Origin of the sequence: Polyangium sorediatum, from assembly GCF_029946465.1 — a bacterium.
Classification (GTDB): domain Bacteria; phylum Myxococcota_A; class Polyangia; order Polyangiales; family Polyangiaceae; genus Polyangium; species Polyangium fumosum.
Window position 1 is genome coordinate 1 of the sequence record NZ_JARZHI010000001.1, and the last position, 25514, is coordinate 25514.

Here is a 25514-nt window from a genome sequence, read left to right on the forward strand (position 1 = left end):
GCCGGCGCCGCCCATGCCGCCGTCGCCGCCCGCGCCGCCCGCGCCGCCCATGCCGCCCATTCCGCCGGCTGCGCCCGCGCCCCCGTCACCGCCGGTGCCGCCGGTGCCTCCGCTGCCGCCCTTGCCGTCGTCGCCGCAGCCGACGGCTGTCAGCGCGGTGGTGGCCGCGCCGACGAAGAAGAGAAATGCAAACCTGGTCCCGTTCGACTTCAAGAAATCCATGTCCACAACGTACGCGGATCGACCCGCGACGTCGATCCCTTCGCTGGAAATGGCCGGTGGACGGTCTCCGTGGAAGCGGCCATCGGGACGAAACATTGCGACATCGCGGTGGATGACTACGTTTCGTCGGACCGGTTCTTCACCCGCACATCATCCAGGGAGTGAACAGCATGAACTCGTGGGACTACAGGGAGCAACCGTGGGGCGCGCAAGGCCTCACCCGTGGCGCGAGCCGCGTGGCCTTCCTGAAACGCGTCTACGGCCTCTTCACGGCGAGCGTCGTGTTTTCCGCCGCCGGCGCGCTTTTGGCCCTCCGCGGGGGTCTTTCCGCTTCGCAGGCGTTCGTGAGCGTCGGCGGTTCACGCGTGGCCGTGCCGCCGCTCGTGGCGTTCTTCGGGGAGCACTACATCATCGGCATGCTCGTCATGCTCGGCGCCGTCTTCGGCGCTTCGATGGTGCGACACATGAAGGGCATCAACGTGGTCGCGCTTTTTGGTATGGCGACCGTGATCGGCGTGGTCCTCGCGCCGTCGCTCTTCTACGCGACGCTCGCCGCGGGGATCGGCAAGACGCTCTCTTCGTCCCCCATTCGCGACGCGTTTTTGCTCTCCGTGGGTGGTTTCGGCGGGCTCACGGCGTATGCGCTTACCACGAAGAAGGACTTTTCGTTCCTCGGCGGCGCGCTCACGATGGGCCTCTTTGTGGTCATCGGCGCGGGGCTTCTGAACATCTTCCTCGGCAGCGCGGTCTTTGGCCTCGCCATCGCGAGCGTGTCCGTGCTGCTCTTCGGCGCATACGTCCTCTACGATACGTCGCGCCTGCTCCAGGCCGGGGAAGACGACGCGGTGGGCGCCGCGATCCAGCTCTATTTGGACTTCCTGAACATCTTCCTCGCCCTCCTGCGCATCCTCTCGTCGCGCCGCGGAGATTGACGCGCGGCAGGAGACGCGCGAAGCACCTCGGCGCCCGCACCCCTCCGCGGGCGCCGAATCCCCGATGCGACACTGCGTTTCCACGGCCCTCTCCTTGATCGCCTGCCTTTCCCTCGTCGCTTGTGAAAAAAGCGGGAACGAGGGGGGATCGCCGCCTGCTTCCTCCATCGCCCCCGCGCCGGCCGTTCCGTCCGGAAAAACCGCCGAGGTCGCGCCGAGCGCCGCCGCGCCGAGCCCGAGCGCTTCGGCCGCCGCGCCCGCCGAGCCGCCTGGGCTCGTGGGGACGTGGGAAGGCCGCTACGACGCAAAAAAGGGCGAGGTGGAGATGCCGCCCAAAGTGAAGGACAAGGTCCGCACGAAGGACGACGGCAAGGCGGCGGTGGGTCCGGGGACGCTCTCCATCACCATCGGCCCGGACGGGGAGCTGAAAGGAAAAACCTCGGGCGCGCTCGGCGTCGCGGCGCTGAGCGGCAAAGTCGAGGGCGACGAGGTGCGCGCGACGTTCTTCCCGGACGACGCGGTTTCGAAAGAAGCGATGTTCGGCATCGTCCAGGGCAAGCGCAAAGATGACAAGATCATCGGGCGCATCCGCGTGGCGAGCGGGGACGCGTCGGTCGTGCGCGAGGCCGAAATCGAGCTGAAGAAGAAGGACTAGAGCGCCGAACGGTTCGGCGCTCTGCGAGATCGCAAAGCGAACTCGCCTCGGGGGGTGAATCGTCCGGGCTTTGCCCGGGCGAGAGGGGGACGCGAGGCGTCCCCCTCGGGACGACGGCCCGCGTTATCGCGAAGACGCCGCGAGGGCCGAGTGCGGCGCGCCGGGCTGTTCGAGCACGGTCCACACCTTTGCTTCGATGAAGACGCGCACGAGGTCGGCGTCGACGTGCTGGTCTTTGACCTCGAAGCCGAGGATGTCGAGCGCGCGGTCGACGGGCACGGCCTTCTTGTAGGGCCTGTCGCTCGCGGTGAGCGCGTCGAAGATGTCGCTGACGCTCATCATCTTGGATTGCAGCGGGATTTCCTCGGCGCGCAGCCGGTGCGGATACCCCGTGCCGTTGAGGCGCTCGTGATGCGAGCCGGCGATGACGGCGACGCGGCGGAACTGTTTGCCCCAGGGGATCTGCGAAAGGAACTGGTAGGTGTGGACCACGTGGTTGCGGATTTCTTCGATCTCCGCGGGCGTGAGTGATCCTCGCGCCACCGACAAACACGCGACCTCTTCGGCGCGCAGGAGCGGCACGACGTCGCCCGAGAAGTCGGTGAACGTCTCGCGCGCGATGGCCTCGATGCGCGCGAAATCGCCGCCTTTGAGGACCGAGGGTTCGTTCGCGGCGACGATGGCCGTATACGCGGCTTCGAGCTCGGCCTTGCGCGCCGATAACTCCTGATCGAGTGCGGCGAGCTCGTCGGCGCGCGCGCCGCGTTGCACGAGCCGGAGCTTGCGTTCGAGGATCTCCACCTCGTACGAGCGCGAGGCGATCTCGATGCGATGGCGGATGATGGCGAGCTCGTGGGGATAGAGCTTCTTCGCCTTCACGAGCACCTGCTCGCGGACGCCGATCTTGCCGAAATCGTGTAGCAGCGAGGCGTACTCGAGCTCGCGCAGATCGTCCTTCGTCCATGTGACGCCGCGATAGGGCCCGGCCTTGTCGCGCTCGAGCGCGCGCGCGAGCCCCACCGTGAGGAGCGCGACGCGGCGCGAGTGACCACTCGTCGTGGGATCCCGCTGCTCGATGGCCTCGACGCTGGCGCGCACGAACCCTTCGAGCATGTGGTGGATCTCGGTATAAAGCACCGCGTTTTCCAGCGCGATGCCGGCCTGCGATCCGAGCGTGCCGACGAGCTCTTCGCTGCGCGCGTCGAAGGGGACGACCTGGTCTTCGACGTCCTCCTCGGAAAGCAGCTTGCGGTCGGCCGCTCGTTTCTTGTTGATGAGCTGGATGACGCCGATGACCTCGCCTTTGCGCGAGAGCAGCGGCATGCACAGCATCGACTTCGTGCGATAGCCGATCTTCGCGTCGAACGATCGATCGAAGCCGTACGGCGATACCGCGGGCAGGTCGTAGACGTCGGCGATGTTGATCGGCCGTTTGTGGAGCGCGACGTACCCCGACATCGATCGGGGGCTCACGGGCAGGGTGAACTCGCGCGCGTCGAAGGGGACGGAGTCGTTTTGCGAGAGCTTGAAGCGCAGGGTGCGGCGCAGCGGATCCGGGTCGTCGCCTTCGACGACGTAGATGCTCCCGGCGTCGGCGCCCGTGATGAAGCGGCTCTTCTCCAAGATGAGCGAGAGCAGTTTGTCGAGCTCGCGCTCGGTGGTGATGGCCTTGGCAATCTCGATGAGCTCGCCGAGCTCGTAACGATAGCGGTTCAGCCATTTGCCGCGCGCCTCGGCGCGGGCCTTCGACTCGAGCAGCTCGCAGACGTTGTGGATGGCGACGTAGAGCTCGTCGGCGCTCGGATCGGGGCTACAGAGCGCGCCGAGGCCGCGGTTCAAAGCGCCCGCCACGTCGCTCACGGCGGGGCTGCCGACGAGGACGAGCATGGCCTCGCCCGAGGCGAGCTTGTGCGCGAAGGGGCGGAGCACCTCGCGGCCGCGGTCCCAGAGCGAGCCGGGCGCGAGCACCGCGAAGAGCCTGTCGCTCCGCACCGTGACGAGCAAAGGATGCGGCCGGACGACGGTGCGATCGGAGAGGCGCGCGTCCGACACGAGGCGCGCTTCGATGAGGTTCATCGTGGTCAGCGCGTCGCGGCCGTATCGCGCCGAGCTCCGGGCGGCGTCGTTCGCCCCGTCGAGGAAAAGGCTCACGAGGCCGCCCCTTTTTCGCGAGGTTCGTCCGCGGGATCGGGGTTCGTCGGGGTCGATTGCGCCGCAGTTGGTCCGTCGCGCCGATCCCGCTCGCGTTCTTTTTCTGCGCGCCGTGCCGCGACCTCCTGATCACGTTTCTCGTAGGCGACGATGATGCGCTGCACGAGCGGGTGGCGGACCACGTCGACCTCGGTGAAGTGACATATCGCGATGCCATCGATCCCCGTGAGCAGCTCCCGCGCTTCGGCGAGGCCGCTGCGGGCGCCGTGCGGCAGATCGACCTGCGTGACGTCGCCCGTGACGACCGCGCGCGACGAGTAGCCGAGGCGGGTCAGGAACATGCGCATCTGATCACTCGTCGCGTTCTGCGCTTCGTCGAGGATGACGAAGGAATCGTTCAGCGTGCGGCCACGCATGAACGCGAGCGGCGCGACCTCGATCTGCCCGCGCGAGACGAGTCCGGAGGCTTTGTCGGCATCCATCATGTCGTGCAAAGCATCATAGAGCGGACGGAGGTACGGGTTTACTTTCTCCGCGAGGTCACCCGGCAGAAACCCGAGCCGCTCGCCCGCTTCGACGGCGGGCCGCGTGAGGATGATGCGTTTCACCCGCCGTTCGAGGAGCGCGTGCACCGCCATGGCCATGGCGAGGTACGTCTTGCCCGTACCGGCCGGTCCTATGCCGAACGTCATGTCGTGCGTACGGATCGCCTGGATGTATCGCTTTTGCGCGATCGTCTTGGCGGTGACGGGCCTGCGCCGCGCGGTCACGAGCACGACGTCTTCGAAGAGCTCGCGCAGCGTGAGCGCGGGGTCGTCATGGAGGGCTTGCACGGCGCGCACGTAATCTTGCGCGTCGAGCACGGCGCCGCCGCGCAGGAGCTGGGCTGCCTCGGCGAGGAATCGCTCGGCGAGCGCGACTGCGTCGGCGTCGCCGGCGAGGCGAATGATGTTGCCCCGCATGCTCGCGTCGATGCCGAGGGTTCTCGCCACGGACTTCAAGTGTTCACTCGCAGGACCGGCGAGCGAGACGAGCGTGGCGTTGTCGAGCACCTCGACGTCTGCCGTGATCCGAATGGGCGTGCTGCTGCTCATGGTTGGAACCGTCGCTTCCTCCGTGCGACCCGGACCGCGCGTGGCTTGACCGTCCGCGCGTCGCATGCGAGCGTCGTGCCCGCCTGTCGGGCGCGAAGCCGGAAACATTCGCGAATGCTGCATAGGAAAAGCCGGGACACGAAGCGCCTCGAAGGAGGCCTCCGCGGGAGCATAGCCAAGGCGGTGCTCTCCGGCGCGCTCGCGTGTGTTTTTTCTGTCCCCGCGGCGCGCGCGCAAGTCCCGCCGGCGCCGCCTGGTCCCGGCCCCAAGCCAGCAGGGGAAGGAAAAACCCAGGCCGATCCGGCGGCGCCCAAGCCCACGGGGAGCGTGCCGCGGCCCTTCGTGCGGCCGAACGCGTTGATTCCAGCGCCGCAGCCTGCCGGCCCTCCGCCACCGCCGCCCGCCGGTAAAACACCACCTGCGATCACGCCGCCGCCCGCGCCCGTGCAGCCGTTTCCGATCGAGGTCGACGTGCCGACGCGCACGGAGCCGCGGATGGCGCTGGCCGGTTTTCAAGGCGGAATTTTCCTTCGGGATCCCTCGGACGACATCCGTGTGTATGTCCGGGGCCGCCTGCACCTCGATTTCCATTCCTTCCTCGGGGGTGGCGCAGCCGACTTGCCCGCCGCGGAGGGCGGCGCGCTGCTCGCGCCTCGTTTTTTTGCCCGTCGCGCGCGTATCGAGCTCGCCGCCGACCTCTTCCGTCGATGGTTTGCCCTGGTCGGGGTGGATTTCGGCGGGCAGCCCATAACGAACCCGATGGGCGACGCGCAGCCGCCCACGTTGCCGCCCGGACAAGCGTCGCTCCAGGCGTGGACGCGCTTCGCGCCGCCGCAGTCCGTCGGGCCGTCGGCGCAGCTCGCGAACGTGTACATCGACTACACGCTTCTCCGTCAGTTTCACGTGATGCTCGGGCAACACCAGGCGCCGTTTTCCCTGGAGAACCGCACGGGCAACGATCAGCACCCGTGGATGGAGCGCGTGCTGCCGATTCGAGCGTTCGTCCAGCCGAACGGCAAGGAAATCGGCATGACGATCTGGGGCGACATCAACGAGGCGCAAACCCTGAGCTACGAGCTCGGCCTCTTCGTCGGTGACGGACCGAATCGACCGCAGGTCGACAGCTACCCCGATTTCATCGGCCGCATCGTGGTGCGCCCGTTCGCCCGGGGCACGCCGGTCGGGAAGGAGGAGGCGCCTTCCGGTTTGTCGAAGTCGTTCTCGCGCGCGCACCTCGGCGTGAGCATGCAACGGGGCGCGCGCGACCCGGCGTTCGTCGCGTACGACTATCCGGCGATCACGACGGCGCAGGGGTTCGCATTGTGGGATCCGCGGTACGTCGACGCGCACGGCAGGCTCGTGCGGGTACTGCCGTCGGGCGCGCAAAACCGCATCGGCGGGGAGTTACGCGTGCCGATCGATCGGTACGAGCTGCGCGCCGAAGCGTACTGGGTCGACAACGGGACCCGCGAGGCGATCGACGGGCTCGCGTTCGAACACACCAAGCGGCTCGGAAATGTCGAGGGCGTGGGCTGGTACGTGCATGCCTCGGCGTGGCCGATCGGGGACGCGTTCGTGAACGGCGAGCCGGGTTTTTCCCGGCCACCCAGGCTCGATCTGTCCGGTGCGACGCCCAAAAAGAGCTACGACGATCGGCGCGGCCTCGAAGTGATGGCGATCGCGGCGGGTGTACAGGCGCGATACGACGGTGCTGTGCGCGGGGGCGACTACGATGCGGCGACGCCGGGCGCGCCGGGGCGGACGTCGAAGATCTCGGTCGTGCAGCTCGGCCTCGGCGCGACGTACTGGCACACGCGGTTCGTCCGGGTGTCGGTGAACTGGCTCGCCTACCACACGCCGGGGAGCGGCGCGGGGGAGAACCTCGCGCTCGTCCCGGGGAATTTGCTGCGGGACGCGGAGAATCCCGCGCGATCCGCGGCGTGGATGCACGAGCTCGGCGCGCGCGCGGCCGTGAACTTCTGACGCGGACGGGTCGCACAACAATTTTGGCCCAGCCCCACGCCGCGCGTTAAGGCCCGAGGAGCCAATGCGTCAGTGGATCGCCATCGGTGCCGCCGTGGGCCTCGTCGCCGTCACGCTTCCCATGCTGCGCAAGCATGACGTGGAGCTCGCGGGCCTCCTCGCAAAAAGCAAAATCGAATCGAACGGAGGGCCCGTCGTCACGCGGGAAGTGACGCCACCACCCCTGACGGACATCGACCTGACGCGGATCGACGATCGCGGAAACATCGCGATCGCCCCCGCCCATGGCAATCGCAGGGCCGAGCTCACGGTGGTGCCGAAGTACCAGCGCGCCGCGGTGGCGCTCTTGCGCGGCGGGCACGTGCCCGAGGGCGCCGTCGTGATGACCGACATCAAGACGGGTCGGGTGCTCGCGTGGGCGAGCTACGTGGATCAAGGCGCGATGCACGACGTCGCGGCGGAGGCTTCGGCGCCTTCGGCGAGCGTGTTCAAGATCGTGACCGCGACGGCGCTCGTGGAGCACGCCGGGCTCGGGCCGAACACGAAGCAGTGTTACTCGGGCGGCGAGCACGCGATCACCGCGAAGGACATGGTCGACAACAAGAAGCGCGACAAGTGGTGCGCCACGCTCGCGCAGGCGATGGGCCGCAGCTTGAACACGGTGTTCGCGCGGCTCGCGGCCAAGAACCTCGATCGCAACGAGCTCGAAGGGACGGCGCAAAAGCTCGGCTGGGGGCAGGACATCCCGTTCGACGTGAAGCTCGCGCAGAGCACGATCACGCTGCCCGAGGATGACCTCGGCTTCGCCCGCACGGCCGCGGGCTTCTGGAACACGACGCTCTCGCCGTTCCAGGGCGCGAACCTGGCGACGACGATCGCGAACGGCGGCGAGATGGTGCGCCTGTCGATCGTGGCGAACGTGAAGGACGAGGACGGCGAGATCTACAAGGGTCCCACGGTCCGCATGCCCCTCAAGCGCGTGATGAGCGAGCAGACGGCCCGCGCAATCACATCGATGATGGAAGAGACCGTCGACTCGGGGACGAGCTACAAGTCGTTCCACGATCGCGCCGGCAGGGCCTATCTGCCGGACATTCGCATCGCGGGGAAGACCGGCACGCTGACGAAGCCGACGCCCGAGGGCCCGTTCTACACGTGGTGGGTGGGCTTCGCGCCGAGCGACAAACCCGAGGTCGCGCTCTCGGTGCTCGTGGCGAACGGCGCGAAATGGCGCGTGAAGGCGACGCACGTGGCCTCCGACATGCTGCGCGTGTACTTCGCGGACAAGAATGCGCCGGGCGTGCGGAGCCCCTTCGATTCCGGGTCCGTGGCGCGGCGCGACTAAAACTCGGTGCGGGGGACGTCGCGGGCCTCGAAGCAGCCGCGGCAGCGCGCCTCGTAGCTCTCGGCGCCGCCGACGAGCACCGTCGTGGCCTTGGGGATGAGCCGCTGCGAGCGGCTCGCAGGGCCGCCGCAAACGGCGCAGACGGCGTGCACCTTCGTGACCTCCTCGGCGATGGCCATGAGCTCGGGCATCGGCGGGAAGGGGCGGCCGAGATAGTCCTGGTCGAGGCCGGCCGCGATGACGCGCAGGCCACGATTGGCGAGTTTGTCGCAGACCTCGATGATGCCCCGATCGAAGAACTGCGCCTCGTCGATGGCGACGACGTCGGTCTCGTCGAGGACGCGCTCCTCGATGCTCGCGCTCGTGCCGACGGCGACGGCCTCGACGCTCACGGCCTCGTGGCTGACGATGCGGTGCGCGTCGTAGCGATCGTCGATGCGAGGCTTGAACGCCTGCACGCGCTGGCGAGCGAGGATGGCGCGCTTGATGCGCCGGATGAGTTCCTCGGTTTTTCCACTGAACATCGAGCCCGTGATGACTTCGACGGACCCGGTCGGACGAGCAGGTACCCCGCGCACGGGCGGAGACAGACCGCGGACGGCGGAAAGAGGCAAGGGGAAACGGCAGGCACGGGGGAGACGTGCCGCCGGGCCCCGCGTATGACGCGCCTCGGAATGGCTAGGATCTCGGGGAATTTCGGAGGTTTGTGGGAGCCTGGTCGCTCGATGAAAACCCTCCCGAGGCGAAGCACGCGTCGCGTCGTTGGCGGATTTGCAAAGACGCGCGCTGGACGGACGCGCGGAAATCAGGCGACGCCTTTGTGCAGCTTGTGCCCGGCTCGCGAGTGCATGCTAGGATGGCTGCTGTGCAAGTTGTGCTCCGCAAGCTCGGCCGTGGCTCCCGCGCCGTCGTCGGTCGACTGGTACGTGCTCCGCGGAAAGGCTCCGTCGTCGTGATCGAGTTTTCCGACGGGATGCACGAATACGTGACGACGCCGGTCAAGCGGGTCCTCCGGCTCGCGGGGCGGGAAGTTTTCTACATCGAGACGGTGAACTCCCGGTATCGCCTCGAGGTCCGCGGCCGTGAGGTCGCCCTCGACGGAGCGGTCGGCGGGAGCTGACGAGCCCACCTCGATCGCTACCCAAATCCTTGCGGGCGGGCCCCTTCTTGGGCAGATTTGCCGCCCGTTTTTCAGACCGAACGACGGGGCCTCCGCAGCCGTGGCTGCGCAGAGGCCCAACGATCCCCCGAGGAGTCACACGCGATGGGTTACCGTGATCGCCGCAGCTCAATCAAGATGAGGCGCCGCAAGGCACAGGCGAAGAAGAAGGCGCGCGCCAAGGCCCCGAAGGTCGAGCAGACCACGCAGGAGACCGCAGCGCCGAAGAAGTCGCGCAAGGCCGCGGCGGCGCCTGCGGCGAGCTGAGCGGATCGACTCCCTCACTCTCTGACCGACTCTCTCACCCCCACCCCCTCTCCCCTGCGGGAGAGGGGAGGGTGAGGAGAGGACCTCAAAGGTTTTACAATCCGTCCTTTGCGCTGCCGGTCTCGCCTTCGGGCGTGTCCGTGTCCGCGGGACGATCGAGGAGCGCTGTGTCGCCCGAGGCGCACTCCTCCGTGGCGACGTGCCAGCCGCTCGCGTTGCGCCACCTCTGGACGAGCTCGGTCGTGCGCAGCTCGGCTTCGTCGGGGCGTTGCCACTCGACACGCACGTGCACCTCGGCTTCGTCGCGCGTCTTCATGCGGATATCCGCGAGCTCGAGATCGAGGACGCGCACGCGGTCGCGCCAGGACGCATGGCGCTTCGCCCACGCGTCGCGCGCCGAGGCCGCGACGTGCTCCCGCGCGAGATCCATGCGCCCGAAGCGCAGCGCGGTGTTGTGGTCGTACGCGGCGTCCATGAGTTTGTCCGTCGGCGTATTGGGCATGACGCAGCCGAGCGGGACGAGCGCGAGGAGGAGGAGGGCGAGGGGGCGGCGCACGTGCCGAAGAGACGCCTTGCGCGAGGATCGGGGCAAGTTCTTGGCCTTTCTCGTCAGAACGCGCTCGAAGCGACGAAGTACGCCTGGCCGCCCGGGATCGCCTTCCCGCTGAAGCCATAGGCGTAGCCGAGGCGGAGCTGCGTGTTGAGGTAGTAGCCGAGCGAGAGGCCGAGCCAGAGCTCGGCGCCGACCGAGGTGTGGAGCTTGGGCGCGTCGATGAGCGCGCCGTTCGAGAGGAACGAGACGTCGTCGCGCGTGAGCTTGTCGAACGCGCCGCCGTAGTCGACGAAGACGTTGCCGTCGAGGCGGCGGATGAAGAAGGGGAGCGTGGACAAACCCCAGTCGGGCTTGACGATCGGGAAGCGGTACTCGGCGTTCGAAAGGACGTACGCGCGGCCCGACGCGCTGCCAGGCGCATACCCGCGAAGGACGAAGGAGCCGTCGTAGATGCCCGTCGTGACGGTGTCGACGATGCTCACGTTGTCGAGGTCGTAGCCGCCGACGAAGAAGAAGCCGTCGCGCGGGTAGCTGCCCGCGGCGATGCCACCCGCGACGCGCAAGGCGAGCGTGTGGAGGCCACGCCAGGGCATGGGGATGTAGCCCGCGATGGAGGTCTCGGCGGTCTGCAGGGTGAAGTCGCTGCCCGTCATGGGGCCCGCGTACTCGACGGCGAGGCGCATGGAGTAGCCACGGATCGAGCCCGCGGAGTCGAGCGAGCCTTCGACGTTGGAGAAGGAGTACGCGGCGCGGACGGTGCCGATCGTGCCGCCGATGGGGAGGCGCGTGCGCGTGGCGTAGGGATCGGGCTGGGTTTGTCCTGGGAGATCGCCGCGGAAGCCGGTGAACGAGTAGGAGAAGCTCACGCTCTGATCGGTGAACTCGCCCGGCATCCGGTAGACCATGCTTGACGAGAGGCCGATGCCGCGCTCGTCGTAGGGGATGTCGCGGCCGTTGCTGCGGTAGCCCTGGTAGCGCGGGGAGACGGCGTAGAAGAAGCGGAGGCTGAGATCGACGGGGAGCCTGCGGTAAGAGTAGTCGAGGTTCACGCGCGGCGCGGGCGCGGCGAAGTCGGCGATCATCTCCGCCTGGAACTCGTGAAAGCCCGCGACGTCGGCGCCGAACGTGGAGAGCGTGAGCGCGTTTTGGCTGTAGTTGCCGGGGCCAAAGGCGACGCCGTAGTTGCGCGGCGCGAGCGTGGAGAGCGCCTGGTACGGGACCTTGCGCATGAGGACACGCTCGGGTTCGGGCGGCGGATCGGGGCGATCGGTCGGCGCAGGCGGCGCGTCGAGGAAGCGCGCCGGGTCGAGCGGCATCGCGTAGAGGTCGTAGCCCTTCGAGGTGTAGCCGACGTAGACGAGCGTCTTGCCGTCGGGGCTCACCGCGGGCTGAAGCGCGCCGATGCGCACGTTCGTGACTTGCTTGAGCGCGCGGCTCGCGACGTCGTAGGCGTAGATGTTAGGGACGCCGCTGCGATCCGAGGAGAAGTAGAGGGTCTTGCCGTCGCTCGACCAGGTGGGGTTCGCCTCGATCGCGCGGTCGTGCGTGATGTTCTGGAAGGAGCCGGTGGCGGCGTCGACGACGCGGATGTCGCGGTAGCCGCCCGTGGTCCACGCGCTGTAGGCGATGGAGCGGCCGTCGGGCGAGAAGCGCGGCGTGTAGGCCTGCTCGAAGCGCGCGCTCGGGACGAGGTCGCGGCGGTTCTGGATGCGGCCCTCGGGGTCGAGGTCGGCGATCTGGAGGAAGGTCGTGCCCTTCGTGTTGACGGTGAACGTGATGCGACGGCCGTCGGAGCTGATGTCGGGCGCGCCGGCGCGCAGGCCCGTGGTGAGGCGATGGCGCGCGGCTTCGTCGCCGCGTGGGGCCGTCTTGCCGTTCTCGACGCGGTAGAGGTCGTCGCGGCGGTAGACGATCTTGAAGGGGCTGTTGCTCTGGTGGAAGTGATCGCCGGCGGGCGAGAACGCCGAGGGCGAAGCGCCGCGGGTGCGCGCGACGAGCTTCGCGTCGTCCTCGAACGCGTCGTGGCGGGCGCTCAGCCGCGCGCGGTAGATGCCCTCGCGGACGTTGTAGTCGTCGCGGTAGTAGACGAGCTCGTCGGCGTCCGTGGCGCGGGCGTTTCGCGGGACGAACCGCGGGTAGAGGACATTTCGGCCGTGGCGCGTGAGGCGCACGCCTTCGCGCAGGCCTTTGGCCTCGATGGCGCGCACCTGCGCGGCGTACTTGAGGCGCAGGTGATCCTTGAAGCCTTCGAAAAGCTCCTCGTACGTCCGGCCGGTCGCGCGGCGCATCGAGCGGTTGATGCCCCAGGGGATGACGTTCTGGCCGTAGTCCGCGGCCACGGCCGTCATCGTGTGCCCGCCGTAGACGTCGGTGATCCAGCCGAGGAAACGCGAGCCGTAGAGGTACCAGATGTTGCCCTGCGGCCAGCGCATCGAGGTCGACGACATCTGATCGAGCCGGGCGATGTTGTCGTCGAGCACGTCGGCGCGCAGGAACATGTCGAAGAGCGCGGAGCGCAGGCGGCCCGCGCTCGACTCGCGCGACTCGTACACCGTGGCGAGGCCCTCGATGACCCACCGGGGCTGCACCTGGTTCGGCGCGTAGCTCTTGCCGAGGATCGCGTTGGCGATCGCAGGAATCCCCGAGATGTTGTCGAGGTGCAGGATGTGCGTGTGCTCGTGCGTGATGAGGTCGAGCAGCCAGTCGTCGTAGTCGCCGAGCGGCGAGAGATCCTCGGGCGCGGTCGCGTAGAGGCGGACCGTGTTGAAGGGCAGCGCCGTGGCCGAGCCGTTCGCCGAGTCGACGTCGTCGGTGATCACGACCTCGGTGATGCTGCGCGGGCGGTTGCCGAGCGCGACGGTGAGGCGCTCGTGGATGGCCTCCGAGAGGCGCGCCACGCGCTCGGCGAGCGGCGTGAGCGTGCTCGGGTGATGCACGCGGAAGTGCGCTGTCTCGATGGTTTGCCAGTCGAGATCCGGATCTCCGACGGCCTCCGCGGTGCGCGGCACGGCGAGGGCCAGGGAGAGCGCGGCGCCTACGAGGGCCGCGCGGCGCGAGGAAAAAGGCTTCACAGGTCGTCGTAGAACATGGGCTCGCGGTTCCGCGCGTAGCGGTAGACGAGCTGCCTGCCCTCGTTGCCGATCTGGGTGAATCGAGCGCCGAAGCCGGGCTCGGACGAGCCGCTCGACTCGCGCGTCCACTGCACGACGGCGCGCGCGTAGAACTCGTAGTCGCCGGGGAGCAGGACGCGGAGCTGCACCTCGGCGCCGAGCTTCGGGATGCGGTAGGTCGAGACGAAGATGCCGCCGTGCTCGATGACGTCGTTGCCGGAGAGGCCCTTGTAGAAGTTCGAGGAGCTGTGCGTGCCGAGCTCGACGTCGACGGTGCGCGTGCCGGGCGGAGGCGTGGGCTCCTTGGCCTTCACGGACGCGGGCGCAGGCGTGACCTTGGCGGGCGCGGGCGTGGGCTGCACCTTTGCAGGCGCGGGCGTGGGCGCGGGCTCCTTGGCCTTCACGGGCTGCGGCGCAGGCGTGGGCGCGGGTGCAGGCGCGACGGGCTGCGGCGCGGGCGTGGCCTTCACCTCGACGACGGGCTGCGGCGCGAGGATCGGCGCGGGCTTGATCTCGGCGACGGGCTGCGGCGCGGGCTCGGTGACGATCTGGAGGACCGGCGCGGGCTTGATGATTTCGACCGGCTGCGGCGCAGGCTCGACCGCAACAGGCTGCGGCGCCGGCTGCGGCGTGGGCTTCACTTCCGCGACCGGCTGCGGAGCTGGCTGCGGGGCGGGCTTCACTTCCGCGACCGGCTGCGGAGCCGGCTGCGGGGCGGGCTTCACCTCCGCGACCGGTTGCGGAGCCGGCTGCGGAGCTGGCTTCACCTCCGCGACAGGTTGCGGAGCCGGCTGCGGAGCTGGCTTCACCTCCGCGACAGGTTGCGGAGCCGGCTGCGGTGCGGGTTCAGGCGCCGGCTGCGCAGCGGGCGCGGGCGCGGGCGCGCCGGTTCCTTTGTACTTCGCGAGCGCGTTCACCTTCGCGAGCGACGCGGCGACCGCTTCGAGCACCGTGTCGACGGCGGGGTGATCCACGTCGAGCGCCTGCACGTCCGCGAGGACCTTGCGCACGTTCTTGAGGGCGACGTCGCGGCCGTCGAGCACGGCGCCGTGGCTGCGCTCGATCTTGTGCAAGATGCCCATCGTCTTCGCGATGGGCTCGGCGGCCTCGAGGAGTTCGTCGGGCGCGTCGTCGGCACTCTGCAGGGCACCGAGCGCTTCGGCGAGGGATGCGCGCGCGGTCTTTGCGAGCTGAGCGGGTTCCACGGTCCTCCTCCAAGAAAGCGCGCCTGTCGCGGAGCGCGGCGTCAGCCTAGCAAAGGCTCCGGCGCAAGAAAGAGCCGGGCGAGGGCTTCCGCCTCCACGGGCGCGCCTTCGATCTCACCCCGGACCAGGATCACCGCGCCATCCCCGGTGCGAATCACGGCGTGGCCCCCCTCGGCGTATCCCTCTCCAGGCTCGAGCGCGTCGGGAAACCGAGGCGCCTTGCGGGCCTCGAGCACGGTGACGAGCACGCCCGCGATCTCGGTGAAGGCCCCCGGCGTGGGCGCGAGCGCGCGGATGTGCCGGAGGACGCGGTCGGTGGGCCAGGACCAGCGGATCGCGTGCTCGTCCTCGCCGAGGGCAGGCGCGTGCGTGACGAGGTCTTCGTCTTGCGTGATCTCGGCGATCGTCTCGCCTCGAGAGAACCTCTGGCACGTGCGACGTAGCGCGCGGAGCGAAGGTCGATCGAGGGCGCGCGCGAGATCCCAGCCGGTCCAGCGCGGATCGATCACGAGCTCTTCCTGATCGAGGATCGCGCCCGTGTCGTACTCCTCGGCGATGCGATGCACGGACACACCCGTCACCGCGTCGCCGCTCAAGATCGCCCACGTCGTCGGATCCGGGCCGCGATGGCGAGGCAGGAGCGAGGGGTGGACGCCGATGCCGCCGAGCCGAGCGGCCTCGACGAGGCGCATGGGCAGGCGCGTGGTCCAGAACCAGCTCACGACGAGGTCGGGCGCGAGGCGCTCGACCCGGTCGGCGAGCGCGCGATCGGTCACCTTGGGCCGGACGAGGACGCGCTCGCCGAAGACACGCCGCGCGCGGCGTGCGCCGAGCGCGTCTTTGCGGCAGATGGCGCAGAGCTCGATCGAGTGCCCGTCCTTCGCGAGCAGGAGCGCGGCGAGCGGCAGGCCAAAAAACGCGATGCGGAGCGGCATGTCCTCTCTCCCTTACCCCAAAAATTTTCCCGCTCCGTAGGGCCCTGATAGCAATCGCGCCCATGGCGTCATCCCCGCGCCCTTCGTTTCACCCGGCCTTGCGGACCGGACATCGGTTCGACCCGGCTGCCGCGAGGCGACCGATCCTGGTGTTCGAGGACGTGCACAAGGCCTACCGGTCCGACCAGCCCGTCCTGCGGGGGATGTCGCTCACGATCGAGCGGGGAGAGTTCGTGTTCATCACGGGGCCCTCGGGCTCGGGCAAGAGCACGCTCCTGCGCCTCGTGCACCGCACCGAGCGCGTCGACGACGGGCGGATCCTCTTCCTCGGCCGCGACGTGGGTCGCCTCCGAGACGAGTCGATCCCGGCCTTGCGCCGCAACATCGGGTACGTGTTTCAGGACTTCAAGCTCGTGCCGAGCTGGACCGTGTTCGACAACGTCGCCGTGGCGCTCGAAGTCGTGGGCCTGCCGCCGCGGCTCGTGCGCAGCCGCGTGGGCGAGGCGCTCGAACGCGTGGGCCTCGCGGGGCGCGGCGACGAGGAGGCCAAGCGCCTCTCGGGCGGCGAGCAGCAACGCGTCGCGATCGCGCGGGCGATCGTGGGCGAGCCGGCGCTCATCCTCGCGGACGAGCCGACGGGCAACCTCGACCCGCAGCTCGCGATCGACATCCTCGGCCTCTTCGAGGACATCCACGAGACCGGGGCCACGGTGCTCTTTGCGACGCACGATCGGACGCTGCTCGATGTGCGTCCGCGGCGCGTGGTGGTGCTCGATGCCGGCAAGGCGACGGACGCGCCGAACGGGCTCGACGCGGCGGGGGCAGAAGCCCCGATGAACCTCGTGGCGTAGGGAGGGAGTGACCGCATGGCGAGCGAACGGTACGGCGTGCGAGTGCCCATGAAGGCCTGGAGACCCGGGCGAGGGGACATGCGCGTGCACGTGCAGTCGATCTTCTCCCTCGCGGTCGCGTTCGTGTGCCTGGCGGCCTCGCTGCTCGTGGTGACGAACCTTTCGGCGGTGCGGGATCGCTGGTCGCGGGCCGGGCGCGCGACGGTGTACCTGCGCGACGGCGTGGCTGATCCCGACGTGAACGAGCTCCTCCGCGCGCTCGAACGAACACCCGGGATCAAGCGCGTGCGGCACGTGACGAGCGTGGAGGCGCGGCGCGAGATCGTGGTCGACGAGTCCGACGCGGCGCTCGCGTCGCTGCCGCCGAGCGCGTTCCCGGCCTCGCTCGAGCTCGGCTTCACGGACGACATCGGCGAGACCGATCTCCAGTCGATCGCGCTCAAGCTGCGGGCGTTGCCGGCGGTGGAGTCGGTCGAGACGTACCAGCGCTGGACCGAACGCCTCTCGTCGCTTCTCGGCGGCGGCGTCTCGGCGAGCGCGGCGCTCGCGGTGGTCGTGATGTGCGCGGTCTTCAGCGTCATCAGCTCGACCATGCGCCTCTTGCTCAGCCGCCGGCGGACCGAGGTCGAGGTCTTGAAGCTCGTCGGCGCGACGAACGAGTTCGTGCGCCGTCCCTTCGTGATCGAGGGCGCGATGCAGGGCGCGGCGGGCGCGGCGGCGGCGATCGCGCTGCTCGGCGGGCTGTTCTTCCTGGTGCGCGGGCGCTTCGATCACGAGCTCGCGAACCTGCTCGGTCTCTCGCCCTCGTTCTTGCCCTGGACCGTGTCGCTCGGGCTCGTGCTCCTCGGCGGCGCGCTCGGCGCGACGACGGCGCTCGTGAGCCTGCGCCGGATGGCGGCGATTTGATCATGAAGCGTCGGACGTCGCTCCTGCCGCTCGTGCTGCTCGCGCTCGTCTCGGGCGCGGCGCAGGGCGGCACGCCCGTGGAGCCGCTGCCTGCCCAGGCGCCGAGCGCGCTCTCGTCCGTCGCCGATTTCGAGCGGCTGCTCAAGCACATCGACGACGAGCAACGTGCTGTCGAGACCGAGCTCGCGGGGATCGATCCGCGCCTCGAGACCGTGCGCAAGCGCATGCTGGCGCGCGGCCGGGCCTACTACCGCCACGTGCACGCGGGCCTCTTGCCGGTGGGCGAGGGCTTCGACGCGCTCGTCGATCATGCGGCGCGGGTCGAGCGGGTTCGCCGCGCCCTCGAACGCGACATCGCCGACGAGAAGGCGCTGCTCGAACGTCGGACCGAGCTCGAAGGCCGCATCCTCCGGCTCCGCGGCGAGCGCGCGCCGCTCGAAGTCCAGCGCGAGGCCATGATGCGGGCCAAGCGCGCGCTCGAAGCCGAAGACGAGCGAAGGGCGGCGTTCGCGCGCGCCTTCGAGTCGTCGTCACGCCCCGATTACGTGGCGATCTACGGCGCCGACAGCGGGCCTCGGGACGCGGATGCACGCCTCGGGTTCGAGGCGCAAAAGGGCCGCCTGCTCTTCCCGGTCGCGGGCCGCGCCGAGGTGCGGCGTTCGTCGAAGCACGGTGTGAGCGGCGTCGAACTCTTCACGCAGCCCGGCGCGGCCGTGCGCAGCGTCGCCGCGGGTCGTGTGGTGTTCGCGGATCGGTACGACAGCTACGCGCTCACCGTGATCATCGACCACGGGGATCGTTACTACAGCGTGTACGCGAGCCTCGGCGGGACCGAGCTGCGCGCCGGGGATCCCGTGGCCGCGGGTGCGCGCGTCGGGACGGCGCCGAGCGCGGGGCAGGGCGACACCGTGTACTTCGAGATCCGACGCGGCGCGAGCGCGCTCGATCCCGGCGACTGGCTCGGGCTCTAGGCCAGGGGATCGACGCGGCCGCACAGGTCCTGCGACCTGCTGCGGGGTGGGGCTCGGCGGTGCTCGCCGATGGGTCGACCTGCGCGCATGTGCGTTGCCTGGGTCCGGCGGAGGTGGTCGATCCTGCTTGAAGGGGTGGTGGGAGGGTATTGGAGGGGGATCGGACCTGCTCGAAGGGGGCGTGGGAGGGTGTTCGAGCAGGCTGGGACCTGCTCGAAGGGGTGGTGGGAGGGTGTTGGAGGAGGGTCGAGGCAGCCGGGGAGAGGCTCGGGGTGGGTGTTGGAGGGGGATGGGACCTGCTCGAAGGGGTGGTGGGAGGGTGTTGGAGGGTGATGGGACCAGCCCGAAGGGGTGGTGGGAGGGTGTTCGGGGAGGATGAGACCCTCTCGAAGGAGTCATGGGAGGGTGTTGGAGGGTGATGGGACCAGCCCGAAGGGGTGGTGGGAGGGTGTTCGGGGAGGATGAGACCCTCTCGAAGGAGTCATGGGAGGGTGTTCGCATACCCAGGACCGACACGAGCGCTCACGATGCCACCATGACTGCCGACCCTGGCACCCCCCCGAGCGCCTTCACCCGCCGCCGCGCCCTCCTCGGCCTCGCCGCGTTCTCGCTCGGCGCTTGTCGCAGCAAGCAGACGCCGCCGTCACCGGTGGACGGGCTCCGCTGGAAAGACCTCTCGTTTCCGACCGATGAGCAGCGCGCGCTCGTGCTCACGCCGCCGTCTGCAAGGCCGCTCCCCATCCTCGTCGCGCTGCATGGTCGTGGGGAATCCGGGCGCGGCCTCGAGGTCGGCGCGTTTGCGTGGCGCGACGACTACGGCCTCGATCGGCTCGATCGAAGGCTCTCCGCGCCGCCGCTCACGGGCGTCGATCTCGAAGGGTTCTTCCGATCCGAACGTCTCGCGCAGATGAACGACTCGCTCGCGAAGCACCCGTACGAAGGGCTCGTCGTCGCTTGTCCGTACACGCCCGTCGTCGCGGATCGATCCGAGAAAGGCGCCGCGCCCTTCGGCCGGTTCGTGACGGACGTGCTCCTGCCGCGCGTGCGCGCCGAAGCAAAAGCGTCCACGGATCGCGCGGCGACGGGCATTGATGGTGTGAGCATGGGCGGGCGGCTCGCGCTCTTCGTCGGGTTCGCGTTTCCGGAGATCTTCGGCGCGGTCGGCGCGCTTCAGCCCGCCTTGAAGCCGGACGAGGCTCCGGTCTTCGCCAAGCTCGCCCGCGCCGCGATGGATCGGCAGCCGTTCGCGCTCCGGCTCGTGTCGAGCGACGGGGATCCGTTCCTGCCAGCCGTACGAGCGCTCTCCGTGGCGCTCGCGGACGTCAAGGTCCCGCACCAGCTCGTCGTGACGCCGGGCCCCCATGACTACGCCTGGAATCGCGGGCCCGGCGGGGCCGAGATGCTGCTGTGGCACGAGCGTGTCCTGCGCGGATGGCCCGCCCCCTGAGCGCCGCCGCGCACAAAGCATGGTAAGGCGTCGGCGTGGTCGACCCTTCGGCGCGAGCAGGTAGAACGCCCGGCGGCACGGACACGCCGAACGGCTACGAGAACACCCTCCGTCCGCTCGCGCTCGCCTGGAGCCGCAGGCGCGGCGACGCCCGGCGCTTCGGCGGCAAGGCCACGAGCCTCGGGCGCCTCGTCCGCGAGGGTCTGCCCGTTCCGCGCGGCTGGGTCCTGCCGGCCGATCACTTCGACGCGCTCGCCGAGACCACGCTGCCGCGCGGCCACGACCTGCCCACGCTGATCAAGCTCGCCGGCAGCCGCACCGGGATCGATCGTGCCGCGCGCGCCCGCGATCGCATCCAGGCATCCGCGCTCGCCGCGCCGCTGCAAGCCGCGATCGAGGCGCTCTGGGCAGACGTCGGCGAGAGCGCGCCGTGGGGGCTCGCCGTGCGATCGAGCGCGACGTGCGAGGACGGCGACGAGACGAGTTTCGCCGGGCTCGCGACGACGGTGCTCGGCGTGCGTGGACCCGAGGGGCTCGCCGCGGCGATCAAGCAGGTGTGGGCGAGCGCGTTTTTGCCGCGCGCGATCGAGTACCTCGCGCACCACGGCGTGCGTGACGTGGCCATGGCCGTGCTCGTGCAGGTGATGGCGCGCGCCGAGGCCGCGGGCGTGCTGTTCACCGCGCCGCCGCCGGGGCTCGCGGGGGAGCACTGGGGCGAAGACGAGCGACTCGTCAACGTCACGCTCGGGCTCGGCGCGCCCGTCGTGGAGGGCGCGATGCCGACGGACGCGGTGCGCTTCTCGAAGGCGGGCGGCGTGGTCGCGACGATCGTCGCCGAGAAGCGGCGCGCGCTCGTCGTGGGCCCGCGTGGTATCGAGGAGGTCTCGATCCCCGAGGATCACGCGAGGAAGGCCGCGCTCTCGGCGGATGCGATCGGGCAGCTCGGCGATCTCGCGAGCCGGCTCGAACAAGGCGGCACAGGGCCCTTCGACGTGGAGTTCGCCGTCGAGCGGACGCCCGAGGGCAAGGATCAAGTGCTCCTCTTGCAGGCGCGCCCGATCGGCGGCGGGGGTTTTCCCGAGGGCGGCGATGCGCAGACGGTCTGGTCACGCGCGAACGTCGGCGAGGCCTTGCCCGGCGCGGCCACGCCGCTCACGTGGTCGATCGCGCGGAGCTTCAGCGAGAAGGGGTTTCGCGAGGCGTTCGCCGCGCTCGGTTGCCGCATCCCGCGCGGCGCGCATCTCGTCACCAACGTGCACGGGCGCTTCTACCTGAACCTCACGGCCTTCATGCAGATCGCCGCGCAGGTCCCGCTGCTCTCGCCCCGCGCGCTCCTGCAAGCCTCGGGAGGCGCGGGCGAGGCCGCGATCGCGCTCCTCGAACGACAGACCGAGGACGTCTCGAAGCGAGGTTTTCTCGCGCGCCTGCCGCTCGTGGGGCCGCGTGTGCTCGCGAGCCAGGCGCGGCTCGAGCGCGACGTCGCGAGTTACGAGATCGAAGCCGAGCGCGCGCGCCGCTCCCTCGCCGAGATGGACCTCGGCCTCCTGCCCGACGACGCGCTCGCGACCACGCTGCGCACGGCGAGCGCGCTGCTCGATCGCACCGGCACGTTGATGCTCTCGTGCGCGTCGGCCTCCCTCGCGAGCCACCTCGCGCTCGCGCGCCTCCTCGATCGCGTCGCCGCGCGCCGCTCCTCCGCGCGGGACGATGAAGACGACGCGCTCGCGACGGACCCGCTCATGCCCCGGTCCCTCTCGACCGGCACGTCCCTCGCGCACGCCCTCGTCGGCGGCGTTCGCGAGCTCGAAAGCGCGGGCCCCGGCGTCGCGCTCGCCCGCATCGCCATGCGCGCCCGCGAAGAACCCGAGGCCCGCGAGCGCCTCCTCGCCGGCAAGGTCCGCGCGCTGAACGATCTCCCCGATGGACCCACGCGTCGCGAGCTCGAAGCGTTCCTCGACACGTTCGGCGATCGCGCCGTCCGCGAGGCCGAGCTCGAAACGCCGCGCTGGCGCGAGGATCCCTCCGCGGTCCTCGCCATGCTCGTCGCCGCGCTCCGCGCGCCCGACAGCGACCCCGACCGCGCGCTCGCCCGTGCCCGTGCCCTCGCCGATCGCGAGATGGCGCAGCTCGAAACGCGCATCGGCCCGGCCATGCTCTACGCCGTCCGCGCCCTCGTCACGCGCACGCAGCGCTTCACCCGCCTCCGCGAGCGCATGCGCATGTGGGTCACGCGTGTGCTCGGCATGCTCCGCACCATCGCGCTCGACGTCGATCGACGCCTCCGCCGCATCGACCCCTCCTTGCCCACGGGCGCCGTCTTCTTCTGCACCTACGAAGAGCTCATCCTCGCGCTCCGCAGCGGTCGCGCCGAGATCGGCCACGTCGCGCGCCTGCGCCGCGCCGAGCACCTGCGCGACGCGCAGCGCCCCGATCCTCCGCCGACCTTCATCGGCCGCCCGCCGCCCGTCCAGCTCCCGCCGGCGTCGGGCCGTCGCCTCGTCGGCCTGCCTGCTTCGAGTGGCGTCGTCGAGGGCCGCGCGCGGGTCCTCGCGCCCGGCACCGGCGGCCTCGACGCCGTCAGCGTCGGCGAGATCCTCATCACGCGCACGACGGACGTCGGCCTCTCGCCGCTCTTCCTCGTCGCGGCCGCGGTTGTCACCGAGCTCGGCGGCCCGCTCTCGCATGCCGCGATCGTCGCGCGTGAGTACGGCGTCCCTGCCGTCGTCAACGTCCCGGGCGCGACCGTGGCGATTCGCACCGGCGATCGCGTCCGCGTCGATGGGGACCGCGGGACGATTGAAATCTTCGGCGACGATGTCAGGTCCAAGGACACGTGAAGCACCGCCGCCTCTTCCTCGCGCTCGGCCTCGGCGCTGCCCTCGGCGCTGCCGCTGCGCTCTCGCTCGCCGAGCCTTCCCGGGCGAAGGCGCCCGCCGCGCCCGCGCCTCCCAAGGGTGGTTTTGTCCCGGATCCGCCGGGCAACGCGTCGAAGAAGCAGTGGGTCTTCGATATCTCGATCCAGGGCGGCAAGGCCGCGCTCCCGCGCGTTTCGTCGGTCCTCGTGGACACGCCGACGCCCACGCTGCGCATGATGGGCCGGTTCGCGGTCGAGTTCTGGGTCGGCAAGGAGCTGCTCGATCGGATCCGCTTCGACGTGCCGATGCTCGATCGCGACCCGAACAATCGGCGCCGCGACCCGCTGCGGGGCCCGGATTTCACGAACGTCTCGACGCGCCTCAAGGTGCGCATGGCCGACAGCCCGCGGACGGCGTTCGTCGCGCTCGTCGACCGCGCCACGGGCGATGTGCAGCGCTTCGCGTGGCCGCCCGACGCCGAAGGCCGGCTCGCCCCGCTCGGCGCGCCGGCGGCGCCTGCGCAGGCCAAGGAGGCCCCGTCGGACGCGGGTTCGCCGGGGGATTCCGGCAGTTTTGGGGACGCGGGTCCGGGCGACGCGGCGGCGGACGGCCGGTAGGGTTTCTTTTCGGCAGAAGTTCCATGCCGTCCGGGGCTGAGGTAGGCTGCTCGGGCCATGGCAAGCCGTCTGCTCGTTGCCTCCCTCGTGATCTCTTCGTTCGCGCTCGCCGGAACGGCGCTCGGCCAGGGTGCGGCCCCTGCGAAGGCCGACGCGGCCAAGCCTGCTGCGGGCGCGGCAGCTCCCACGGCCCCCGCGGCGCCTGCGGGACCGCTCAAGGATCCCGAGAACAAGAAGGGCTTGAGCCCGTACATGGAGGCGATCAAGAAGGGCGAGGACGCGTTCGTCGCGCGTGACTTCCCGGCCGCGGTGACGACGTTCCAGGACGCGATCAAGATCGACTCGTCGAAGATGCTCGGCTTCTACCGGCTCGGCGAGGCACAGCTCGCCGCGGGCAAACCCGAGGAGGCCGAGGCCGTGTGGAACGTCGCGCTGAACAAGGATGGCCCGCCGGATCTCAAGTCCAAGGTGCTCTTCGTCCTGGCTGACCTGCGCGAGCGGCAGCGCAAGCTCGACGTGAGCAAGGAGGCGTGGGCGAAGTACGCCCAGTTCCTCAAGGATCAAGCCGACGCGAAGGGGTACGCGGGCACGCCCGAGGAGCGGCAGAAGGTCATCGACCGCCGCGTGAAGGACGAGAAGGACTACGCCGCCGTGAAGGAGCGCATCCAGAAGCGTCAGGCCGAGCGTGAAAAAGAGGCGGAAGAGAACGCCAAGAAGGACAAGCTCAACAAGTAACGAGCCGGCTCCGCCCAAACGAAAAGGCCCGCTGGCGTGACCGCCCGCGGGCCTTCGTGTTTGTCGGGTCGTCTCAGCGCTTGTGCGCGACGGGCACCGGGCCCGACTCGGTCCAGCGGTAAAACCCTTCGCCGCTCTTCTTGCCGAGCCTGCCCGCGCGCACCATCTGCCGCAGGATCGCGGGCGGCCGGAACTGCTCGCCGATCTCGCGGTGCAGGTGTTCGAGGATCATGAGCCGCACGTCGAGGCCCACGAGGTCGGTCAGCTTGAGCGGGCCCATCGGGTGCCGGTAGCCGAGTTCCATCGCCCGATCGATGTCCTCCGCCGAGGCCACGCCGCTCTCCAGCATGCGCATCGCCTCCGCGCCGATCACCACGCCGAGGCGGCTCGTCGCGAAGCCGGGCATGTCGTTCACGACGATCGGCGTCTTGCCGATGCGCTTGGCGATCGCGAGGCTCGTCGCCACGACGTCCTCGTCCGTGCCGAGCCCGCGCACCACCTCCAAGAGCTCCATCACGGGCGGCGGGTTGAAGAAGTGCAGGCCGATCGTGCGCGCCGCGGCGGCCGTGCGCGTGCCGATCTCCGTGATCGATAAGCTCGACGTGTTCGTCCCGAGGATCGCGCGCTCCGGCGCGAGCGCCTTCACCTCGCGGAGCAGCCCGACCTTGAGCTCCATTTGCTCGGGCGCGGACTCGATCACGAGGTCCACGTCGCTGCACGCCTGGGCGAGATCGGACGTGGGCACGAGCGCGCCGATGAGCTCGCTGCGCGCCTCGTTCAGCATCTTGCCCTTCTGCACGAGTCGATCCGTCGCCTGCTTGATCGACTCGATCGCGCGCCCGATCCGCGCCGCATCGACATCGTAGAGGTGCGTCACGTACCCGGCTTGCGCCATCACCTGCGCGATGCCCTGGCCCATCGTGCCCGCGCCGAGGACCACGACGCGACGCACGTCCGAGGCCTGCACGGACTCGCTCATCGCGGCACCGGTTGCGCCGGCTGCGGCTGCGGCGCGCCGCCCTGCTGCTGCTGCTTCGCGCGGAGCGCCTCGATCTGCTGCTGGATCTGCTTCGCCTGATCGGGCGAGAGCTGACGCAGGCCGCCCGAGCCAAGCGGCGCCGGCGCCGGACGCGTCAGCGGCACCGCCGGCGGCACGCGCCCGGGCAGAGCTTGCGGCTGCTGCGGTTGCGGCTGCGGCGCGGCTTGCGGCGCGGCCTGGGCGGGCGCCGTGTCGGCTTTCGGCTGGGCCTCGTCGCCGCTGCCCGCGAGCAGCCACGCGGTGCCCGCGAAGAAGAACAACAAGAGCCCCACGATCGGGATCCATGTGGGCGTGCGCGGCTCGTCCGCCGGCAGCTCCTGCACCGGATCGTTGTCGAAGTGATCGTGATCGTGGGAGGCGTGGTGGCCCGCGGCGTGAGCTCCGTGGGCGTCGTGCGCTGCGCTCATGGTGGGGGAGGGAATGCCCCACTTCCGGCCCGAAGTCCATGGGGAGCCCCCCGGACGATGCGCGCTCCGGGGGCT

The 25514-nt window shown here is 69.9% G+C and carries 23 protein-coding genes; 13 read left to right on the plus strand and 10 right to left on the minus strand.

Features of this window, described 5'->3' with window-relative positions; translation table 11 throughout:
• The coding region (locus tag QHF89_RS00005; RefSeq protein WP_284719860.1) for a hypothetical protein at positions 1–222 on the minus strand (222 nt) is incomplete at its 3' end.
• 170 nt (positions 223–392) lie between these two features.
• Between QHF89_RS00005 and QHF89_RS00010 the strand changes: the two genes are divergently transcribed.
• Positions 393–1154 carry a Bax inhibitor-1/YccA family protein gene (locus tag QHF89_RS00010; protein ID WP_136933463.1) on the plus strand — a complete coding sequence of 254 codons (762 nt, stop codon included), beginning with the start codon at positions 393–395 and terminating at the stop codon, positions 1152–1154.
• A gap of 64 nt (positions 1155–1218) precedes the next feature.
• A complete protein-coding gene (locus QHF89_RS00015; protein ID WP_136965064.1) occupies positions 1219–1809 on the plus strand; it encodes a hypothetical protein in 591 nt (196 codons plus the stop codon).
• Between the two features lie 123 nt (positions 1810–1932).
• Here QHF89_RS00015 and QHF89_RS00020 read toward each other — a convergent pair whose 3' ends face one another.
• Positions 1933–3960 carry an HD domain-containing phosphohydrolase gene (locus QHF89_RS00020; protein WP_136965065.1) on the minus strand — a complete coding sequence of 676 codons (2028 nt, stop codon included), beginning with the start codon at positions 3958–3960 and terminating at the stop codon, positions 1933–1935.
• Complete coding sequence (locus tag QHF89_RS00025) at positions 3957–5054, minus strand: PhoH family protein (RefSeq protein WP_136965066.1); 1098 nt, start codon at positions 5052–5054, stop codon at positions 3957–3959. Before QHF89_RS00025 ends, QHF89_RS00020 begins: the two co-directional genes overlap by 4 nt.
• A gap of 114 nt (positions 5055–5168) precedes the next feature.
• On the opposite strand from QHF89_RS00025, the gene QHF89_RS00030 reads away from it, so the two are divergent.
• Positions 5169–7037, plus strand: coding sequence for a porin (locus QHF89_RS00030; RefSeq protein ID WP_136965067.1), 1869 nt, complete (start codon positions 5169–5171; stop codon positions 7035–7037).
• A 64-nt stretch (positions 7038–7101) separates the two neighbouring features.
• Complete coding sequence (locus QHF89_RS00035) at positions 7102–8382, plus strand: penicillin-binding transpeptidase domain-containing protein (protein WP_136965068.1); 1281 nt, start codon at positions 7102–7104, stop codon at positions 8380–8382.
• On the opposite strand, the gene QHF89_RS00040 is transcribed toward QHF89_RS00035, so the two are convergent.
• Entirely contained in the window at positions 8379–8906 is a 528-nt protein-coding gene (locus tag QHF89_RS00040; RefSeq protein ID WP_373372393.1) for a thymidine kinase, read from the minus strand. The two genes, QHF89_RS00035 and QHF89_RS00040, sit on opposite strands and share 4 nt — an antisense overlap.
• 341 nt (positions 8907–9247) lie before the next feature.
• Between QHF89_RS00040 and QHF89_RS00045 the strand changes: the two genes are divergently transcribed.
• Positions 9248–9502, plus strand: coding sequence for a hypothetical protein (locus QHF89_RS00045; protein WP_136933470.1), 255 nt, complete (start codon positions 9248–9250; stop codon positions 9500–9502).
• 144 nt (positions 9503–9646) lie between these two features.
• On the plus strand, positions 9647–9808 hold the full coding sequence (locus QHF89_RS00050; protein ID WP_170229603.1) for a hypothetical protein: 162 nt from the start codon (positions 9647–9649) through the stop codon (positions 9806–9808).
• A 94-nt stretch (positions 9809–9902) separates the two neighbouring features.
• Here the strand turns inward: QHF89_RS00050 and QHF89_RS00055 are convergent, their stop codons facing one another.
• From QHF89_RS00055 to QHF89_RS00070, 4 genes are read right to left on the minus strand one after another with little or no spacing between them, the layout of a single operon-like run.
• Positions 9903–10364, minus strand: a complete 462-nt coding sequence (locus QHF89_RS00055) for a hypothetical protein (protein ID WP_136965070.1) — start codon at positions 10362–10364, stop codon at positions 9903–9905.
• Positions 10365–10417: 53 nt separating this feature from the next.
• Positions 10418–13432, minus strand: coding sequence for a BamA/TamA family outer membrane protein (locus QHF89_RS00060; protein WP_136965071.1), 3015 nt, complete (start codon positions 13430–13432; stop codon positions 10418–10420).
• Positions 13429–14676, minus strand: a complete 1248-nt coding sequence (locus QHF89_RS00065; protein ID WP_136965072.1) for a hypothetical protein — start codon at positions 14674–14676, stop codon at positions 13429–13431. Before QHF89_RS00065 ends, QHF89_RS00060 begins: the two co-directional genes overlap by 4 nt.
• A 41-nt stretch (positions 14677–14717) precedes the next feature.
• Positions 14718–15611: a methionyl-tRNA formyltransferase gene (locus tag QHF89_RS00070; RefSeq protein ID WP_136965073.1), complete on the minus strand. Its 894-nt coding sequence runs from the start codon at positions 15609–15611 to the stop codon at positions 14718–14720.
• Between the two features lie 62 nt (positions 15612–15673).
• On the opposite strand from QHF89_RS00070, the gene QHF89_RS00075 reads away from it, so the two are divergent.
• The 7 genes from QHF89_RS00075 to QHF89_RS00105 all read left to right on the plus strand — a co-directional run bounded on the left by QHF89_RS00075 (position 15674) and on the right by QHF89_RS00105 (position 23993).
• Positions 15674–16462, plus strand: a complete 789-nt coding sequence (locus QHF89_RS00075) for a cell division ATP-binding protein FtsE (RefSeq protein ID WP_136965074.1) — start codon at positions 15674–15676, stop codon at positions 16460–16462.
• Between the two features lie 15 nt (positions 16463–16477).
• Entirely contained in the window at positions 16478–17368 is an 891-nt protein-coding gene (locus QHF89_RS00080; protein ID WP_136965075.1) for a cell division protein FtsX, read from the plus strand.
• Positions 17369–17370: 2 nt separating this feature from the next.
• On the plus strand, positions 17371–18339 hold the full coding sequence (locus QHF89_RS00085) for a murein hydrolase activator EnvC family protein (RefSeq protein ID WP_136965076.1): 969 nt from the start codon (positions 17371–17373) through the stop codon (positions 18337–18339).
• Positions 18340–18874: 535 nt separating this feature from the next.
• A complete protein-coding gene (locus QHF89_RS00090) occupies positions 18875–19786 on the plus strand; it encodes an alpha/beta hydrolase (RefSeq protein ID WP_136965077.1) in 912 nt (303 codons plus the stop codon).
• Between the two features lie 35 nt (positions 19787–19821).
• A complete protein-coding gene (locus tag QHF89_RS00095) occupies positions 19822–22623 on the plus strand; it encodes a PEP/pyruvate-binding domain-containing protein (protein WP_136965078.1) in 2802 nt (933 codons plus the stop codon).
• Positions 22620–23258 (plus strand): hypothetical protein, encoded by a 639-nt coding sequence (locus QHF89_RS00100; RefSeq protein WP_136965079.1) that lies wholly within the window; start codon positions 22620–22622, stop codon positions 23256–23258. The genes QHF89_RS00095 and QHF89_RS00100 overlap by 4 nt, the downstream gene beginning before the upstream one ends.
• A gap of 57 nt (positions 23259–23315) precedes the next feature.
• A complete protein-coding gene (locus QHF89_RS00105) occupies positions 23316–23993 on the plus strand; it encodes a hypothetical protein (protein ID WP_136933483.1) in 678 nt (225 codons plus the stop codon).
• A 73-nt stretch (positions 23994–24066) separates the two neighbouring features.
• Here the strand turns inward: QHF89_RS00105 and QHF89_RS00110 are convergent, their stop codons facing one another.
• On the minus strand, positions 24067–24972 hold the full coding sequence (locus QHF89_RS00110) for a 3-hydroxyacyl-CoA dehydrogenase family protein (protein ID WP_136965080.1): 906 nt from the start codon (positions 24970–24972) through the stop codon (positions 24067–24069).
• On the minus strand, positions 24969–25439 hold the full coding sequence (locus tag QHF89_RS00115) for a hypothetical protein (protein ID WP_136965081.1): 471 nt from the start codon (positions 25437–25439) through the stop codon (positions 24969–24971). The genes QHF89_RS00110 and QHF89_RS00115 overlap by 4 nt, the downstream gene beginning before the upstream one ends.
• Between the last annotated feature and the right edge of the window lie 75 nt (positions 25440–25514).

Bases quoted from the DNA above. Each gene is read 5' to 3' on its own strand.
- QHF89_RS00070 (WP_136965073.1), bottom strand. From the start codon at position 15,611: ATGCCGCTCCGCATCGCGTTTTTTGGCCTGCCGCTCGCCGCGCTCCTG.
- QHF89_RS00090 (WP_136965077.1), top strand. From the start codon at position 18,875: ATGACTGCCGACCCTGGCACCCCCCCGAGCGCCTTCACCCGCCGCCGC.
- QHF89_RS00050 (WP_170229603.1), top strand. From the start codon at position 9,647: ATGGGTTACCGTGATCGCCGCAGCTCAATCAAGATGAGGCGCCGCAAG.
- QHF89_RS00110 (WP_136965080.1), bottom strand. From the start codon at position 24,972: ATGAGCGAGTCCGTGCAGGCCTCGGACGTGCGTCGCGTCGTGGTCCTC.
- QHF89_RS00040 (WP_373372393.1), bottom strand. From the start codon at position 8,906: ATGTTCAGTGGAAAAACCGAGGAACTCATCCGGCGCATCAAGCGCGCC.
- QHF89_RS00115 (WP_136965081.1), bottom strand. From the start codon at position 25,439: ATGAGCGCAGCGCACGACGCCCACGGAGCTCACGCCGCGGGCCACCAC.
- QHF89_RS00030 (WP_136965067.1), top strand. From the start codon at position 5,169: ATGCTGCATAGGAAAAGCCGGGACACGAAGCGCCTCGAAGGAGGCCTC.
- QHF89_RS00035 (WP_136965068.1), top strand. From the start codon at position 7,102: ATGCGTCAGTGGATCGCCATCGGTGCCGCCGTGGGCCTCGTCGCCGTC.
- QHF89_RS00080 (WP_136965075.1), top strand. From the start codon at position 16,478: ATGGCGAGCGAACGGTACGGCGTGCGAGTGCCCATGAAGGCCTGGAGA.
- QHF89_RS00015 (WP_136965064.1), top strand. From the start codon at position 1,219: ATGCGACACTGCGTTTCCACGGCCCTCTCCTTGATCGCCTGCCTTTCC.
- QHF89_RS00075 (WP_136965074.1), top strand. From the start codon at position 15,674: ATGGCGTCATCCCCGCGCCCTTCGTTTCACCCGGCCTTGCGGACCGGA.
- QHF89_RS00085 (WP_136965076.1), top strand. From the start codon at position 17,371: ATGAAGCGTCGGACGTCGCTCCTGCCGCTCGTGCTGCTCGCGCTCGTC.
- QHF89_RS00010 (WP_136933463.1), top strand. From the start codon at position 393: ATGAACTCGTGGGACTACAGGGAGCAACCGTGGGGCGCGCAAGGCCTC.
- QHF89_RS00105 (WP_136933483.1), top strand. From the start codon at position 23,316: ATGGCAAGCCGTCTGCTCGTTGCCTCCCTCGTGATCTCTTCGTTCGCG.
- QHF89_RS00025 (WP_136965066.1), bottom strand. From the start codon at position 5,054: ATGAGCAGCAGCACGCCCATTCGGATCACGGCAGACGTCGAGGTGCTC.